Origin of the sequence: Shewanella vesiculosa, from assembly GCF_009994065.1 — a bacterium.
Classification (GTDB): domain Bacteria; phylum Pseudomonadota; class Gammaproteobacteria; order Enterobacterales; family Shewanellaceae; genus Shewanella; species Shewanella vesiculosa.
Genome location: NZ_JAACSD010000006.1, coordinates 255,925 through 269,782 on the forward strand (window position 1 = coordinate 255,925; position 13,858 = coordinate 269,782).

The window sequence follows — 13,858 nt, forward strand, 5'->3', positions numbered from 1 at the left end:
GGAGTAGTGATGAGCAATATTGTTTGGCATCAACATGCCATTGACCAAGCTGCCCGTGGAGCCCAAAAGGGCCAAAATCCAGTGCTATTATGGTTTACTGGATTATCTGGCTCAGGAAAATCAACCCTTGCAGGCGCATTAGAGCGAGCGTTATTTGAACACGGTTTTCATACCTATTTGCTCGATGGTGATAATGTTCGTCATGGTCTGTGTAAAGACTTAGGTTTTAGCCTTGATGATCGCGATGAGAATTTACGTCGTGTCGGCGAAGTCGCTAAATTGATGGTGGATTCAGGCCTAGTAGTGCTATCGGCATTTATCTCGCCTACCCGTGAAGAGCGTGATCGTGTCCGGGCGTTATTTCCCCAAGGCCAATTTGTTGAAGTGCATGTATCTACTCCATTGAGCGTGTGTGAGTCACGAGACCCTAAAGGGTTATATGCTAAAGCTCGTAAGGGGGAAATTAGTAACTTTACTGGTATTTCATCACCTTACGAAGTACCAGTATCTGCGGAGCTAACCATAGATACCAGTAAAGGCGATTTAAGCACACAAGTGAATGGTTTGTTGGCTTATTTAAAAGCCATTGAAGTGCTCAACCCAGCAAGACAAATTGCGGGTGCTGGCATTTAAACTGCACTAAATCGACAATTAAATTGATAACCTAATCAATCGACAAAAAAGGGCTGATTATTCAGCCCTTTTTATTGTTGAGTTGCAGTTAATCTCAACATTCACGCCTTAAACTTTGCCGCTCTAAACCAGTACTTGCTTTAATACTCTTTGCCAGTTTCCACCCATAAAACGATCGCGATCAGTGGCTTTAAAACGGGCTTTTTTCAAGGCGTCGTCGATACGGCTCATGCGGTCAATATTATTGAGCTTGGGGATAACCACATGCTTTGGCTCAACATCAAACCCTAATACATTTTTGTCTTCTAGGCTGTGCCACCATTCTAAGTATTCTTTTATTCCTTCGCTGTTATCGTTGTCTAACGCTAATAAATTTTCTTGGCCGCGAAGTGGAAAATCATTGGCAATGGCGACACTATCGAATCCGCCAACTTTAGCAATATAAGCCAGTTGATTGATATAGTCTTCAATCGTGGGTACAGGTTTGTTCGTCAGCCAAAAGCTCATCATAAACACCCCAAAAACACCACCGCTATCGCCAATAGCACGGATCACTTCATCAGGTGAGCAGCGGGCATTGTTTACAATCGCGCGCGCAGCACCATGGCTTTGGATAATAGGAGATTGACTGGCTTTAACAGTATCAAGGGCTGTTTGAGCACTAGAGTGACTGACATCGATAAGAATATTTTTACGATTCAGCTCTGTTATTAGCTCTTTGCCTGCAGATGTTAATGGCGTATTTAAACTATTTAAGCCGTTATTATCTAAGGCACCACCAGCATAACGATTACCATAATGGTGTGTCAGTTGCAGTACCCGTAAACCCTGTTGATGTAAATTGTCTAATTGCCGCCATTCATTGCTTAAACCATCATCTTCAACACAATCAGCCCCTTGAATTTGAAAAAACACCGCTGTTTTTTGTTGCGTTCTGGCTTTACTTATATCTGTCCCTGTAAGTCCTTGCAGATACACATCGGGATTCGCTATGACTGAGTCTGCCGCTTGTTTAATGCTGTTGATGCAGGCTTGATAAGTGCGTTTATAGTTTTTAGTGCCATCGGCTTGTTCAATGGTTTCTACTGCTGAAATATCGGCAATAAAGGCATCGAGTTTTGAGGCCTTTACATCATTGATGTCGGTAGGTAAAAAAGATAACCCATCTACGTATAAACGGTGTGGTTTAGCTGCCCATGCTGGAAAGGAGCTTAAAGGGCTTAATAATGTGGCTGCTCCAAGGCCTTTTAAGATATGACGGCGAGCTTGGTTACAGACTTTTTGAGGCATTATTATTCCTTAGTGCTGGCGAGTGTTTCAGGTGCCAACATCGTGTGTATAGGCCACGATGGCCTGCGCTAATGCAGTTAAACCATTAGTACGAGATGGACTTAATTGGCCACTGAGTCCAAGGTGGGCAAAATACTGGTTTACATCAAATTGTTGTATTTGCTCTGCGGTTTTACCTTGGCAAGCAACCAGTAATAATCCCATTAAGCCTTTTACGATACGAGCATCGCTATCGGCGATATAAAAATGCTGTTCGTTTAACCTGTAATGGTACAACCAAGCTTGGCTTTCACAGCCTTTTACTTGTGCGTCTTGGTGCTTAAATTCTGCCGCTAATGGCGGTATTAATTTACCGAGTAACATAATTTGGCGATATTTATCTTGCCAGTTATTCGCTTGCTCAATGAGGTTAACAGCATCAACTAATTCATCTGATAATGGTAAAAATAATTGCGCTGAAGGTGTGATGCTTGGGTTTAACATGGTAATTCAATTAACCTCGGCTGTAGATAAAAGATGCGTTAGGATCAGCCTGTTGTGCCTTATGACTATAACAATAACTCTTTTACAGCATTAAGTGCATGAATAAATTGATCAACATCCTGCTTATTAGTATAGATGCCAATCGATGCTCGGCAACATCCATTTAAATTAAGGCTAGCCATTAGCGGCATGGCACAATGATGACCACAGCGAACCGCAACAGCTTGTTGATCGAGTAAAATCCCTACATCTTGATGGTGTTCACCTTGTAAATTAAAGGCCACAGCACCCACATTGATAGGGGCAATACCATACAATTCAATATCGCCCAGCTTTTGTAATTGTTGCTGTAAGTATTGCATCAATTGTTGTTCATGTGCGAGCAGTTGTTCGCGCGGCAATTGGAGCAAAAAGCTGATGGCGGCCCCGAGACCAATCACTTCAGCAATGGCTGGAGTGCCAGCTTCAAGGCGATTAGGTAGTGCACCAAATACAGTACGATTAAAGCTCACTGTTTTGATCATTTCGCCACCAGTGAGCATTGGAGTTAGTTGATCGAGTTGTTTATAGCGACCATATAAAATCCCCACACCAGTTGGACCATACATTTTATGGCCAGAAAACACATAAAAGTCACAATCAATTTGTTGTACATCCACCGATAAATGGGCAACTGCCTGAGCACCATCCACTAAGGTTAAGGCACCAACAGCTTTGGCTTTGGCGACGAGCTCATTGATCGGGTTTACTGTGCCTAGTGCATTTGATACATGGCTGATGGCGACGACTTTAGGCTTAAGCAGCAATAGTTGCTCAAATGCTGTCATATCAAGTTGGGCATCTGCGGTGAGTGGTATCGGTTTAATTACTGCACCAGTGCGCTTTGCCAGTTCTTGCCAAGGCACGATATTGGCATGGTGAGCTGCAGTATCAATTAAAATGACATCATTCGCTTTTATCTGTGACGTCAGCCCAAAGGCCACCATATTGATCGATTCAGTGGTGCCGTGGGTGAAAATAACTTCTTGAGATTGCGATGCATTAATGAAGTCGGTTACTTGCAAACGTACGGCTTCATATTGCTGAGTCGCTCTTGCTGACAATTGATGAGCCGCGCGGTGCACATTGGCATTATTGAATTGGTAATACTCGTTCATCGCGTCAATCACCACTTGGGGTTTTTGACTGGTTGCTGCTGTGTCTAAGTAGCACAAAGGATGATCGCCAATGGTCTGTTTTAGCGCTGGGAATTGATCGCGTAACGCTTGATGATCAAATAAAACAACAGACGATGCAAGCTTCATAAATAGGGGTTCTATGTTGAAAATAAAAGGCATCAAGATCTTCTGTGATCTTGATGCCTAATGCAAGGTTTTGTGGCAATAAGCTCAATATCGCATTTGCGCTTAGGCTAATAAACTTAAGGGCAAGGGAAGCGATATAAAGCCGATAGTTCATTAATTCTGCCCATCAACTCTGCCGATAAGCTCACCTTGTGGCTGTCGATATTTTGCTTTAGCTGATGTAAATCAGTGGCGCCAATAATATTAGAGGCGACAAATTTGCGGCTATTCACAAATGCCAAGGCCATCTCGGTAGGTGTTAACCCAAACTCACGAGCTAAATCGATATAAGCCTGTGTGGCTTCTAGCGCCATAGGGGTACTGTTATAGCGGGCAAAACGTTTAAATAAAGTCAGGCGTGCACCTTCTGGCCACTGATTATTTTCATATTTACCGGTTAATGCGCCAAAGGCTAAAGGTGAATAGGCTAATAACGGCACATCTTCACGATGACTAATTTCAGACATCGCGATTTCGTAACTACGATTAAGCAAGTTATAAGGGTTTTGCACGCTGATAATACGGGGTAAATCATGCTTTTCGGCTAATTTTAGGTATTTCATAAACCCCCAAGGGGTTTCATTTGAAATACCGATATAACGCACTTTACCTTGCTTAATTATTTCAGCTAAGGCTTCAAGGGTGTTTAAAATAGGAGTGTAATGTTCTTCTTTGTCATGCTCATACATCATTTCGCCGAAAAAATTAGTGTTTCTATCCGGCCAATGTAGTTGATATAAATCGATAGTGTCGATTTGCAAGCGTGATAATGAATCATCAACAGCTTGATGAATATTGCGCCAATCGAGTGCCATATCACTGCGAATATAATCACTTTTACCACCTGGTGCGGCTATTTTAGTCGCAATAACCAAATTATCACGGTTGCCCTGGGCTTTGAGGTAGTTACCTAAAATTCGTTCAGTGTCGCCCTGAGTTTCAGCTTTAGGCGGTACAGGGTACATTTCTGCGGTATCAATAAAGTTAATGCCTTGCCCAATAGCATAATCGAGTTGAGCAAAAGCTTCTGCTTGAGTATTTTGTTCACCCCAAGTCATGGTGCCGAGACAGATCTTACTGACCTCAAGGCTAGAATGTGCGATACGTTGATATTCCATTTCATCCTCCTATGGAATGTGCTTAATCTGAGGCTAACAAGCTTTTGTGTCCTTGCAAAGCGCTATCATTTAGCAGAGAGAAAGAGTGAGTAAAAAATGTGCAATATGAGTGTTTTAAATCACTAAATTGGTTTTATCATAGCGATTTCACAGGCATCGTGGCCAGTTTCGCCTAAATGCTGACAATGACTAAAGCCAAGCTTTTCATACAGGGCCAATGCTTCAACTAATACCGCCGTGGTTTCCAAATACATTGATTGATAGCCTTGCTGTTTAGCAAATTCAATACATTGGCCCGTTATTGCCTTCGCCATACCTTGGCCGCGAATAGTGCGGGCAAAATACATTTTCTGTAATTCACATACCCCATCATTGCCAGGTAACGGGGCTACACCAGCGCCGCCGACCACTTTGCCTTGGTATTCAATCACCCAGTATTGTGAGCCTTGTGCGTCATAAACCTCGCTTAAACAGTCGAGGGTTTTGTCTGCTACGCTAAAGCCTTTATCTGGTGTTAAACCATATTCTGCTGATACTTCACGGATCACTGCGGCTAGGGCAGCATTGTCGTCAGCGTGTAGCGCGCGAATTATGGGAGGCTGCGCGTTGGCACTGATTGCATTTGTTGGGTCATTGTTAGTCATTAAATAATTCCGCATTGATAAAAGGAGCCATTGCCAGCACTAAAGCTTGGGTATAAATGCTTTCTCGGGTGGCTAAACCTCGAGTTAACAAGCCAATCGCGCCACCTTTTTGCTTAATATTATGGGTATTAAATACTCGGTCCATTACTTTGCCCAGTTCTTCACCCGCTTGTAAAGCGTTAAAAATATTCTGTGGTAGCGGTAAGTTGGCGCTGCGACCGACAGATAATTTATCGTTATGAATAATGGCCATATACGCAAAAGTGGCGGGGCCGTGATCAAACTGATCAACCCCACCTTCCATCGCCACATAAAAGTCTGCATTTTGATTGGTGATATGGGCGTTGTCTTGGCAAAACTTAGCTCGATTAATCGCCCCCAATTTAGTTTCTGCTTCGGTCATGGGCTGTTCTGCTACTAATGATGGGGCATGCATGCCATGACAACGGATTTGAGCATCAGGAAAATATAATTTAATCGCCTGTTGTGCTGCACTGATTTTAACTGGGTTGGTTGAACCAACAATAATCTCTAACGTTTGCGGTACTGCAAGTGATATCGGCATAGGGAGAGTTCTTTTTTTTGAGTTAATCGTGATGTTCACGCTAGTGAAATTAACCACATTGTATTGGATTTTCGTGCTTTTTGGTTTGATGGATGAGTGAATTTTATTACTGATAATTGTAAGTCATTGTAAATAATGGTTTTGTCTAGTTGGTATGAAACCTGCTAATTAATGATTAATTGCTGCTAGTCATGCCTGTAACAGTTAACTCTGTTAATCACATTTGTGTAGCGGCCAAGCTTATTTTTATTCTTATAAAAGGAATTAGTCATATGTCTATACGTATCGCAACCATTAGTGTCACGGCCGGACTTATTTTAGGGGCAACAATCTTTGGTGCGTCGCAAAGTGAAGCTGAGTCTGTATTTTCATCATTAAAACCGTCGCTAGTCACTCATGCTGATCTTAATTTGGTACAGCAACAATTGAATCTTGATGCTGGGTCGTTAACTGAGCTAGTAGCCAACACGGGAGCGGGTAAGTTAACGGTTGTTGGCGTAAAAGGTTTAAACGAAGTCGTGGTGCATGCCGATATTTATAGTCCGTCATTAGATCAAGATGATGTTGAAATTAAACTCAGTTTGACCCGCAAAGGTAACCAAGCCTATTTGCTATCAGAAATCCACAGTGATCATGTTATAGGTGAATCACCTTTTATCGATTTATTAGTGAAAGTGCCACCCACACTAGCCCTTAAAATAAATGATGGCTCAGGTGCCATTCAAATAGATGATATCAGTGCCGATATTGATTTAACCGATGGTTCTGGGAGTATTGTCATCAACCGTATTGGTAAATTGGTATTAGTTGATGGCTCTGGGTCGATTGATATTACCGATGCTAAAGGCGCTATTAGGTTGCAAGATGGCTCGGGATCTATTCGTATTAGTGATGTTGTTGGCGATGTTGCTATTAATGATGGCTCTGGTTCAATCAAGGTTAATCAAGTATTGGGACTGGTTGAAATTGAAGATGGTTCCGGTAGCATTAATGTTGCTAACACTAAAGGCTTAACCATACATAATGCCGGTTCTGGCAGTGTTAATTATCATGACATCGATGGCCCATTGATACTCGACTAATTCGCCCTTAATACTTAATTGAGATGAGCGTAGATAAGGTTATTAGCTCAAGATATTCACATTAACGCTAATCAAACCGGCTCAGGTACATTTTTGTTTTAACGCCAAGTTTAATCATGGCATCATGTCTCTTCGATATGAGTCAATTAGCATTAGATAAGTAAGAGTTCATCATGGCAAAGAAGTTTTATGTAGTATGGGCCGGCCGAGAAACGGGCATTTTTACCAGCTGGGATGTCACTAAGCGTGCAGTGGATAAATATCCACAAGCCAAATACAAATCCTTTGCCACCGAAGCGGAAGCCAAAACTGCGTTTGCTCAATCACCGGCAAACAGTATTGGTAAAAGTGCACCCGCTAAAAAAGCGGCAGGCTCAGCAACAGTGACATCTGCTGGATCTGTATCAACCAAAACTCAAGGTGCCAATCAAGCAGTGTTAAGCCAATTTGATGTGGTCATTTATACCGACGGCGGTTGTGAACCTAACCCAGGTAAAGCCGGGTCGGGAATGGCGATATATCGCAAAGGCGAGTTAGCCGAGTTATGGTTTGGTTTATATAATCCAAACGGTACCAATAATACCGCTGAACTGAATGCGTTACACCAAGCATTAATTGTCGCTAAAAAGGTCATAGCTGCGGGTGAAACTGTGCAAATTATGAGTGACTCACAGTATTCAATTAAATGTGTTTGTGAGTGGGCATATGGTTGGAAAGCTAAAAACTGGACGCGAAAAACCGGCGAAATAGCGAACCTTGAGATTATCAAGCAAGCACATGAGCTATATGATGCAATGAAAGCGGATTTGGTATTACAGCATGTTGCTGCCCATATTGGCATTGAAGGTAATGAGTTGGCAGACAGAATGTCGATCCATGCTATCGATCAAAAACATAAAAGCTTTAGCCAATATCCTGCGCCAATGGATATCAGCAAGATTCTAGGGTTACGCACTGGTTAGCGATTGTCGCGATAATCTCTCAATAACAGCGGTTTATTGAAACCAAAAAAAACAAAAAAGCCGGATAATTCCGGCTTTTTGCATTTATCTTATGATCTCTCAGCGTTACTTAGTATTTTCTTCGTACATTAAGTAATGGCTTTGCTGCATACCCAGTGACTCATAGGTTTTTTGAGCAATCTCATTGTCATGTTCAACATATAGGCGGAAGCTCGCTGTGCCGCCATTTTCTGCCGCTAAGTCTTTTACTGCTTGATACAGTTTGGCGTAAATACCCTGACGACGATTTTGCGGGCGTATATAGACGCTTTGGATCCAATAATAATTACTTGCGCGCCAGTCGCTCCACTCGTAAGTGACCATCAAAGAACCAGTTATTTCACCATCAACTTCAGCGACTAAATATACTCCGCGCTCTGGATGGTTCAGCAAGCCTTCAACCCCGCGGGTTAATTGCTCAGTGTCTAATGAAAGGTTTTCGGTTTCCATTGCCATAGCTTGATTAAACTGAACTAGAGCTTGTAGGTCGGCATGTTGGCCTATTCTTATTGTCATGAATTTCTCGTTTTTATAGGATGTTCTGTGGATATCATACCTTTCCACTTAATAAATGTATTGGCCTGTTGCGTCAGTAAATGTGTACGCCAATAACGGGTGACATAATATCTAGCACATGTTTACAGCGTCAATGCTTGAGTGTGGTCTCGTCGAGATCTCTCTGCATTGGCTCTAGGTTTCAACCCTTAATATAAACATTCAACTATTGTTCAATCCGCTTGATAGCATGTTTACAGGCCGGTAATAAAACAGCTGAATTAATTTTGTGCAACATGAGATTGTCCATAATATAAAAAGATAGCGACATTGGCATGTTGAAAAATAATCCACTTAAGCTGTTCATGGGACCATTTTTATGTGTGTTAATACTCATAATGTACGGCGACACGCCAGTCTATGCATGCATTAGGGCTGACTTATTTAAGATTGTCCACTAACGTATAATTGAAATTATTGTGACGATGCAGTAATGTGACGCCACGACAATTTAGATGAATGTCACAAACTGCATAAATTGATGGAGATAATTATGAAAGTTGCTGTATTAGGTGCTGCTGGTGGTATCGGCCAGGCGCTAGCTTTACTGTTAAAAACTCAACTGCCTGCGGGCTCAAAGTTGTCTCTGTATGACATCGCACCTGTTACTCCTGGTGTTGCGGTAGACTTAAGTCACATCCCAACAGACGTAGAAGTAAAAGGTTTTGCTGGTCAAGACCCAACAGATGCATTGGTTGGTGCTGATGTCGTATTAATGTCTGCTGGTGTTGCGCGTAAACCAGGCATGGATCGTTCTGATCTATTCAATATCAACGCAGGTATTGTACGTAACCTAATGGAAAAAGTGGCAGTAACTTGTCCTAAAGCATTAGTGGGTATTATTACTAACCCAGTTAACACTACCGTTGCGATTGCTGCTGAAGTATTAAAGAATGCCGGTGTTTATGATAAAAACCGTTTATTCGGTATCACAACACTTGACGTTATCCGTAGCGAAACCTTCATTGCTGAGCTTAAAGGCTTAAATGTTGCTGACGTTAAAGTTAACGTTATTGGCGGACACAGCGGTGTGACCATTCTTCCATTACTTTCTCAAGTTGAAGGCGTGACTTTCACTGACGAAGAAGTGGCAGCAATGACGACTCGCATTCAAAACGCAGGTACTGAAGTTGTTGAAGCTAAAGCCGGTGGCGGTAGCGCAACATTATCAATGGGCCAAGCGGCATGTCGCTTTGGTTTATCATTGGTACGTGGTCTTCAAGGTGAAGCTAACGTTGTTGAATGTGCCTATGTTGACGGCGGCAGTGAGCATGCTACATTCTTCGCCCAGCCAATTTTACTTGGCAAGAATGGCGTAGAAAAAGTATTACCTTACGGTGAAATCAGTGCATTTGAAGCTAACGCTCGTGATGCAATGTTAGATACCCTTAAAGGTGATATCAAATTAGGCGTTGAATTTGTTAAGTAATTAACACTCTCAATGATCTAAAAACGCGAAGCCAAGGCTTCGCGTTTTTTTTATTTAACATGACTAGTATCGCAATTAATTTAGCCTTTATTTCCAGCATCCCGCCGTGTCAACCTATGTGAATTTCCCGCGCTATCATCCCAATCCATGACGACATATTCGCCCCAAATGCCCTATGTGGATCTAAAGTGCCATTGCTGTTTGCAGTAAAATTGAGCAAGTTATGGTTATGTTAAATTTGGAAACCGCTGAAATGAGCAATAAACCATACAGCTTAATTAAATCCGTGCTTTTACTGTGGTGGATTTTTTTAATCCAACCTATTCAAGCTAATGAAACACCTTATCTTTCACTAACCGATTTTGGTGATAATCCTGGTGCGTTAACCAGCTTTTATCTTCCGCTAACGGAAGACCTAGATACCTCTGATAGCGCTAATTCGTCGTTAATTGTGTTACTTCATGGTTGTATTCAAGATGGCGTCGAACTGGCTAACAAGAGTGGATTAACCGCTTTAGCATTAGAGCATCATTTTGCGGTATTAGTGCCACAACAAAGTTATGACAATAACGTAAAACGGTGTTTTAACTGGTTTGCTAGTCAAGATACACAACTCGATAGCGGTGAAATACTGTCAATAAAAAACATGATCTTAGCCACTCAAGCAAAGCTTGGGATAAAGCATGTCTACGTGATTGGGTTATCCGCGGGTGGGGCTATGGCCAGTGCAGCATTGGTCAATTACCCTGATCTATTCCAACGCGGTGCTGTCATTGCTGGGTTGCCATATCCATGTGCTGATAATTTAATTAAAGCGATATCGTGCATGAAGCGTGGCCCGGCTCAGTCTGCCGAAGAGTTAGCTCAATTTGCTCAAGCCATACACCCACAGCAAAAAAGTTGGCCTTCACTGTCCATTTGGACCGGTGACAGTGACACTGTCGTCGACGCGAATAATGCGCAGATGCTTGCTTCTCAATGGCAAATATTGACTCAATCTGGCGCCAAACCAGAAGTCAATACTCAGTCTGGCTACAGTATTTCGCGCTGGAAAGACCCTCAAAATAACACAGTAATAGAGCTAGTCACTCTTAAAAATTTCGGCCATGGAATTGCCGTTAATCCAGATATTAAAAATGGCGGAGTAGAAAGTGACTTTCTACTCAAAGCACCAATAAGTAGTGTCACTGAGATAATTAAGCTTTGGGGGCTTTAATCAAGGTCTTCACATAACTTTTTGTTTTTAATATGTAATACCAGGTTTATTTTCAACACCTATAGACCAAAGCACATACTACTATAGTACCGATTCAATGCACTTGAAAATACTATAAAGTCAATATGTGAACAGTTTGTTGTAAACCCAAATAAGCAGTAAAAACCATTAATAATAAATATTACAACGGGGATCTGTATGAAACAGAATACTATTAAAATGAGTTGTATTGCCCTAGCAATTTCGTCTGCGTTAACCGCTTCGTTTGCCAATGCCGCAGATGCAGAAAATAGCAGCGCTGATAAGCCCGCAGTTTTAGAACGCATTGAAGTAACCGCACGTAAAACAGTTGAAAGTTTACAAAATGTGCCTGTTGCAGTGACGTCTGTCAGTGAAAAAGAGCTGTCAGAAAACGGCATCAGTGTGATGACTGAAGTGCAACAATTCTCTCCCAACACGACATTACAATCTAGCCGAGGCACTAACTCTACGCTAACCGCGTTTATTCGCGGCGTGGGCCAAGAAGATCCGCTATGGGGTTATGAGCCAGGTGTGGGGATATACATAGATGATGTCTACATTGCACGCCCACAAGGCGCGGTATTAGACATTCTTGATGTGCAACGCATTGAAGTGCTGCGCGGGCCACAAGGTACCTTATACGGCAAAAATACTATCGGTGGAGCGATTAAATACGTTACGAAGAAAATGACTGGTGACGGAGAGTTGAGCCTTAAAGGTACTGTCGGCACCTATGGCCAAAAGGATGTTAAAGTTGCAGGACAATTACCGCTTATCGATGACAATCTCTATGTTGGTTTTGCCTTTGCTAGCTTAAATCGCGATGGTTTTGGTGAATTTAAAACTTCTGCATTAGATGGCCAAGACACTGAAAACTATAATAAGGATGTTATGGCCGGTCGCTTAAGCGTTGAATATACGCCTACTGATGACCTGTTTATGCGTTTTACTTATGACAAAACTCAAGATGAATCAAATTCAAAGGGGGGCTACCGCCTACTGCCTAGTTTATTAACCGATGCCCCAGTGCCAGACAGTATATATGATTCTTATACCAGTATGCCTACTTGGAATAAGGTTGAAACAGAAGGGTGGGGAGCAACAATTGAGTATAACCTCAATGAAAATTGGAGTGTAAAGTCTGTCACAGCTAAACGTGAAGGTTACTCACCAACAAACATCGACTTTGATAACACCAGTTTACGTATTTTTGACGTGCCTGCCATTTATGAAGATGAACAATTTAGCCAAGAGTTTCAAGCAAACTATGTTGGTGAAAATCTTACGTTAGTCTCTGGCCTTTACTATTTTAAAGGTGATTCCTGTGGACTTTTCGATGCTATTTTAGAAGAAGCCTTTAAAGCATTCGGCGGCCTTACTCGTGAGATTAGTGGGTGTAATAATAGCGAAAGTTATGCCGCTTACGTGCAAGGTTCTTATGACTTTACTGAAAAATTATCGATGACATTAGGCGGTCGTTATACTCGTGAAACGAAAGACGCTACGGTTTATAACGGCGTTATATTTGACAGTATTTATCCTGAAACCGGTTGGTATCCTGGGTTTGTGCGTGATGAAGCGTTAATTGAAGCGCAAGTCCCTAAAGTGCTTGATGATGAAGAAACATGGTCTAAATTCAATCCTCGTGTGGGGTTAGAATATCAAGTTAACGACGACATGATGCTCTTTACCAGTTATTCACAGGGATTCAAATCGGGCACATTCAATCCTAGGGCGACCGGCGCTGAACCTGCTGTTGAACCTGAAACCGTCGACTCATATGAAGTGGGTATCAAGAGTGAGTGGAATGATAATCTTCGCGTCAATGCAACGCTATTTTATCTCAACCACAAAGACCGACAATTCGTCTCCGTGTTACCTGGTGAAGATAGTTCAGACCTAAATCAGCGTTTAGGTAACATAGGTAAGTCTACCGCCAGCGGACTGGAGCTTGAAGTTGAATATGCTGCAACAGATTCACTTAACTTGTTCGCCAATCTGGGCTTAATAGATGCTACGTTCGATGAAGTAATTTCTTATGATGAACTTGGCAACAAAATTGATATCAGTGACACTTACACTATTACTAATACGCCAGATACCACTGCAAACCTTGGTTTCAGCTATAATATTGAAGCTGATATTGGCAGCTTTATCATTAATGGTAATTACTATTACCGTGGTGATTATGACTTAGCGGTAGTGGATAACTTACTGAGTCAAGATGGATACGGGTTACTCAACTTTGGTGTCAATTGGTATAGTAATGACGGCCATTGGAATGCTGGATTGCATTGGAAAAACGTCACTGACGAGGAGTATTTAGTCGGTAACTACGCTTTTGTGACGCCGACAGGCAACGGAGATTTTACTCCAGGGCTTGGTGGGGATAATACTTTAATTGGCTATTATGGCGATCCAGAAACGATTTCGTTAACGGTTGGCTACCAGTTCTAAGCATTAATGAATCAATTGTCT

The 13,858-nt window shown here is 42.0% G+C and carries 13 protein-coding genes; 6 read left to right on the forward strand and 7 right to left on the reverse strand.

The annotated features are described in order from the left end of the window. Positions 1 to 9: 9 nt before the first annotated feature. Entirely contained in the window at positions 10 to 633 is a 624-nt protein-coding gene (cysC, locus tag GW828_RS07135) for an adenylyl-sulfate kinase (protein ID WP_124015435.1), read from the forward strand. 123 nt (positions 634 to 756) lie between these two features. Here the strand turns inward: cysC and GW828_RS07140 are convergent, their stop codons facing one another. The 6 genes from GW828_RS07140 to yjjX all read right to left on the reverse strand — a co-directional run bounded on the left by GW828_RS07140 (position 757) and on the right by yjjX (position 6,076). Then, positions 757 to 1,923, reverse strand: coding sequence for a membrane dipeptidase (locus tag GW828_RS07140; protein ID WP_273058209.1), 1,167 nt, complete (start codon positions 1,921 to 1,923; stop codon positions 757 to 759). A gap of 27 nt (positions 1,924 to 1,950) precedes the next feature. After that, positions 1,951 to 2,406, reverse strand: a complete 456-nt coding sequence (locus GW828_RS07145) for a SufE family protein (RefSeq protein ID WP_273058208.1) — start codon at positions 2,404 to 2,406, stop codon at positions 1,951 to 1,953. Between the two features lie 65 nt (positions 2,407 to 2,471). Further along, entirely contained in the window at positions 2,472 to 3,710 is a 1,239-nt protein-coding gene (locus GW828_RS07150) for an aminotransferase class V-fold PLP-dependent enzyme (protein ID WP_273058207.1), read from the reverse strand. A 116-nt stretch (positions 3,711 to 3,826) separates the two neighbouring features. After that, positions 3,827 to 4,867 carry an NADP(H)-dependent aldo-keto reductase gene (locus GW828_RS07155; protein ID WP_182741098.1) on the reverse strand — a complete coding sequence of 347 codons (1,041 nt, stop codon included), beginning with the start codon at positions 4,865 to 4,867 and terminating at the stop codon, positions 3,827 to 3,829. Positions 4,868 to 4,989: 122 nt separating this feature from the next. Next, positions 4,990 to 5,511 (reverse strand): GNAT family N-acetyltransferase, encoded by a 522-nt coding sequence (locus GW828_RS07160; protein ID WP_337956444.1) that lies wholly within the window; start codon positions 5,509 to 5,511, stop codon positions 4,990 to 4,992. Continuing rightward, positions 5,504 to 6,076, reverse strand: a complete 573-nt coding sequence (gene yjjX, locus GW828_RS07165; protein WP_124015444.1) for an inosine/xanthosine triphosphatase — start codon at positions 6,074 to 6,076, stop codon at positions 5,504 to 5,506. Before yjjX ends, GW828_RS07160 begins: the two co-directional genes overlap by 8 nt. 272 nt (positions 6,077 to 6,348) lie before the next feature. Here yjjX and GW828_RS07170 point away from each other — a divergent pair, with 272 nt between their 5' ends. Together GW828_RS07170 and GW828_RS07175 are read left to right on the forward strand one after the other, a co-directional pair. Next, a complete protein-coding gene (locus GW828_RS07170; RefSeq protein ID WP_273058206.1) occupies positions 6,349 to 7,158 on the forward strand; it encodes a DUF4097 family beta strand repeat-containing protein in 810 nt (269 codons plus the stop codon). 173 nt (positions 7,159 to 7,331) lie between these two features. Then, positions 7,332 to 8,120 carry a ribonuclease H family protein gene (locus tag GW828_RS07175; protein ID WP_273058205.1) on the forward strand — a complete coding sequence of 263 codons (789 nt, stop codon included), beginning with the start codon at positions 7,332 to 7,334 and terminating at the stop codon, positions 8,118 to 8,120. Positions 8,121 to 8,225: 105 nt separating this feature from the next. Here GW828_RS07175 and GW828_RS07180 read toward each other — a convergent pair whose 3' ends face one another. Continuing rightward, positions 8,226 to 8,675 carry a GNAT family N-acetyltransferase gene (locus GW828_RS07180; RefSeq protein WP_182697576.1) on the reverse strand — a complete coding sequence of 150 codons (450 nt, stop codon included), beginning with the start codon at positions 8,673 to 8,675 and terminating at the stop codon, positions 8,226 to 8,228. 532 nt (positions 8,676 to 9,207) lie between these two features. Between GW828_RS07180 and mdh the strand changes: the two genes are divergently transcribed. From mdh to GW828_RS07195, 3 genes are all read left to right on the forward strand, one after another. After that, positions 9,208 to 10,143, forward strand: a complete 936-nt coding sequence (gene mdh / locus GW828_RS07185; RefSeq protein ID WP_011638612.1) for a malate dehydrogenase — start codon at positions 9,208 to 9,210, stop codon at positions 10,141 to 10,143. A gap of 253 nt (positions 10,144 to 10,396) precedes the next feature. Then, positions 10,397 to 11,359 (forward strand): extracellular catalytic domain type 1 short-chain-length polyhydroxyalkanoate depolymerase, encoded by a 963-nt coding sequence (locus tag GW828_RS07190; RefSeq protein ID WP_273058204.1) that lies wholly within the window; start codon positions 10,397 to 10,399, stop codon positions 11,357 to 11,359. 198 nt (positions 11,360 to 11,557) lie between these two features. Continuing rightward, positions 11,558 to 13,837, forward strand: a complete 2,280-nt coding sequence (locus GW828_RS07195) for a TonB-dependent receptor (protein ID WP_273058203.1) — start codon at positions 11,558 to 11,560, stop codon at positions 13,835 to 13,837. Positions 13,838 to 13,858 lie beyond the last annotated feature (21 nt).

What these genes read in the sequence shown, in the direction of transcription:
- yjjX (WP_124015444.1), bottom strand. Translation starts at nt 6,076, where the DNA reads ATGCCGATATCACTTGCAGTACCGCAAACGTTAGAGATTATTGTTGGT.
- GW828_RS07155 (WP_182741098.1), bottom strand. Translation starts at nt 4,867, where the DNA reads ATGGAATATCAACGTATCGCACATTCTAGCCTTGAGGTCAGTAAGATC.
- GW828_RS07170 (WP_273058206.1), top strand. Translation starts at nt 6,349, where the DNA reads ATGTCTATACGTATCGCAACCATTAGTGTCACGGCCGGACTTATTTTA.
- GW828_RS07190 (WP_273058204.1), top strand. Translation starts at nt 10,397, where the DNA reads ATGAGCAATAAACCATACAGCTTAATTAAATCCGTGCTTTTACTGTGG.
- GW828_RS07160 (WP_337956444.1), bottom strand. Translation starts at nt 5,511, where the DNA reads ATGACTAACAATGACCCAACAAATGCAATCAGTGCCAACGCGCAGCCT.
- GW828_RS07195 (WP_273058203.1), top strand. Translation starts at nt 11,558, where the DNA reads ATGAAACAGAATACTATTAAAATGAGTTGTATTGCCCTAGCAATTTCG.
- GW828_RS07145 (WP_273058208.1), bottom strand. Translation starts at nt 2,406, where the DNA reads ATGTTAAACCCAAGCATCACACCTTCAGCGCAATTATTTTTACCATTA.
- GW828_RS07175 (WP_273058205.1), top strand. Translation starts at nt 7,332, where the DNA reads ATGGCAAAGAAGTTTTATGTAGTATGGGCCGGCCGAGAAACGGGCATT.
- GW828_RS07140 (WP_273058209.1), bottom strand. Translation starts at nt 1,923, where the DNA reads ATGCCTCAAAAAGTCTGTAACCAAGCTCGCCGTCATATCTTAAAAGGC.
- mdh (WP_011638612.1), top strand. Translation starts at nt 9,208, where the DNA reads ATGAAAGTTGCTGTATTAGGTGCTGCTGGTGGTATCGGCCAGGCGCTA.
- cysC (WP_124015435.1), top strand. Translation starts at nt 10, where the DNA reads ATGAGCAATATTGTTTGGCATCAACATGCCATTGACCAAGCTGCCCGT.
- GW828_RS07150 (WP_273058207.1), bottom strand. Translation starts at nt 3,710, where the DNA reads ATGAAGCTTGCATCGTCTGTTGTTTTATTTGATCATCAAGCGTTACGC.
- GW828_RS07180 (WP_182697576.1), bottom strand. Translation starts at nt 8,675, where the DNA reads ATGACAATAAGAATAGGCCAACATGCCGACCTACAAGCTCTAGTTCAG.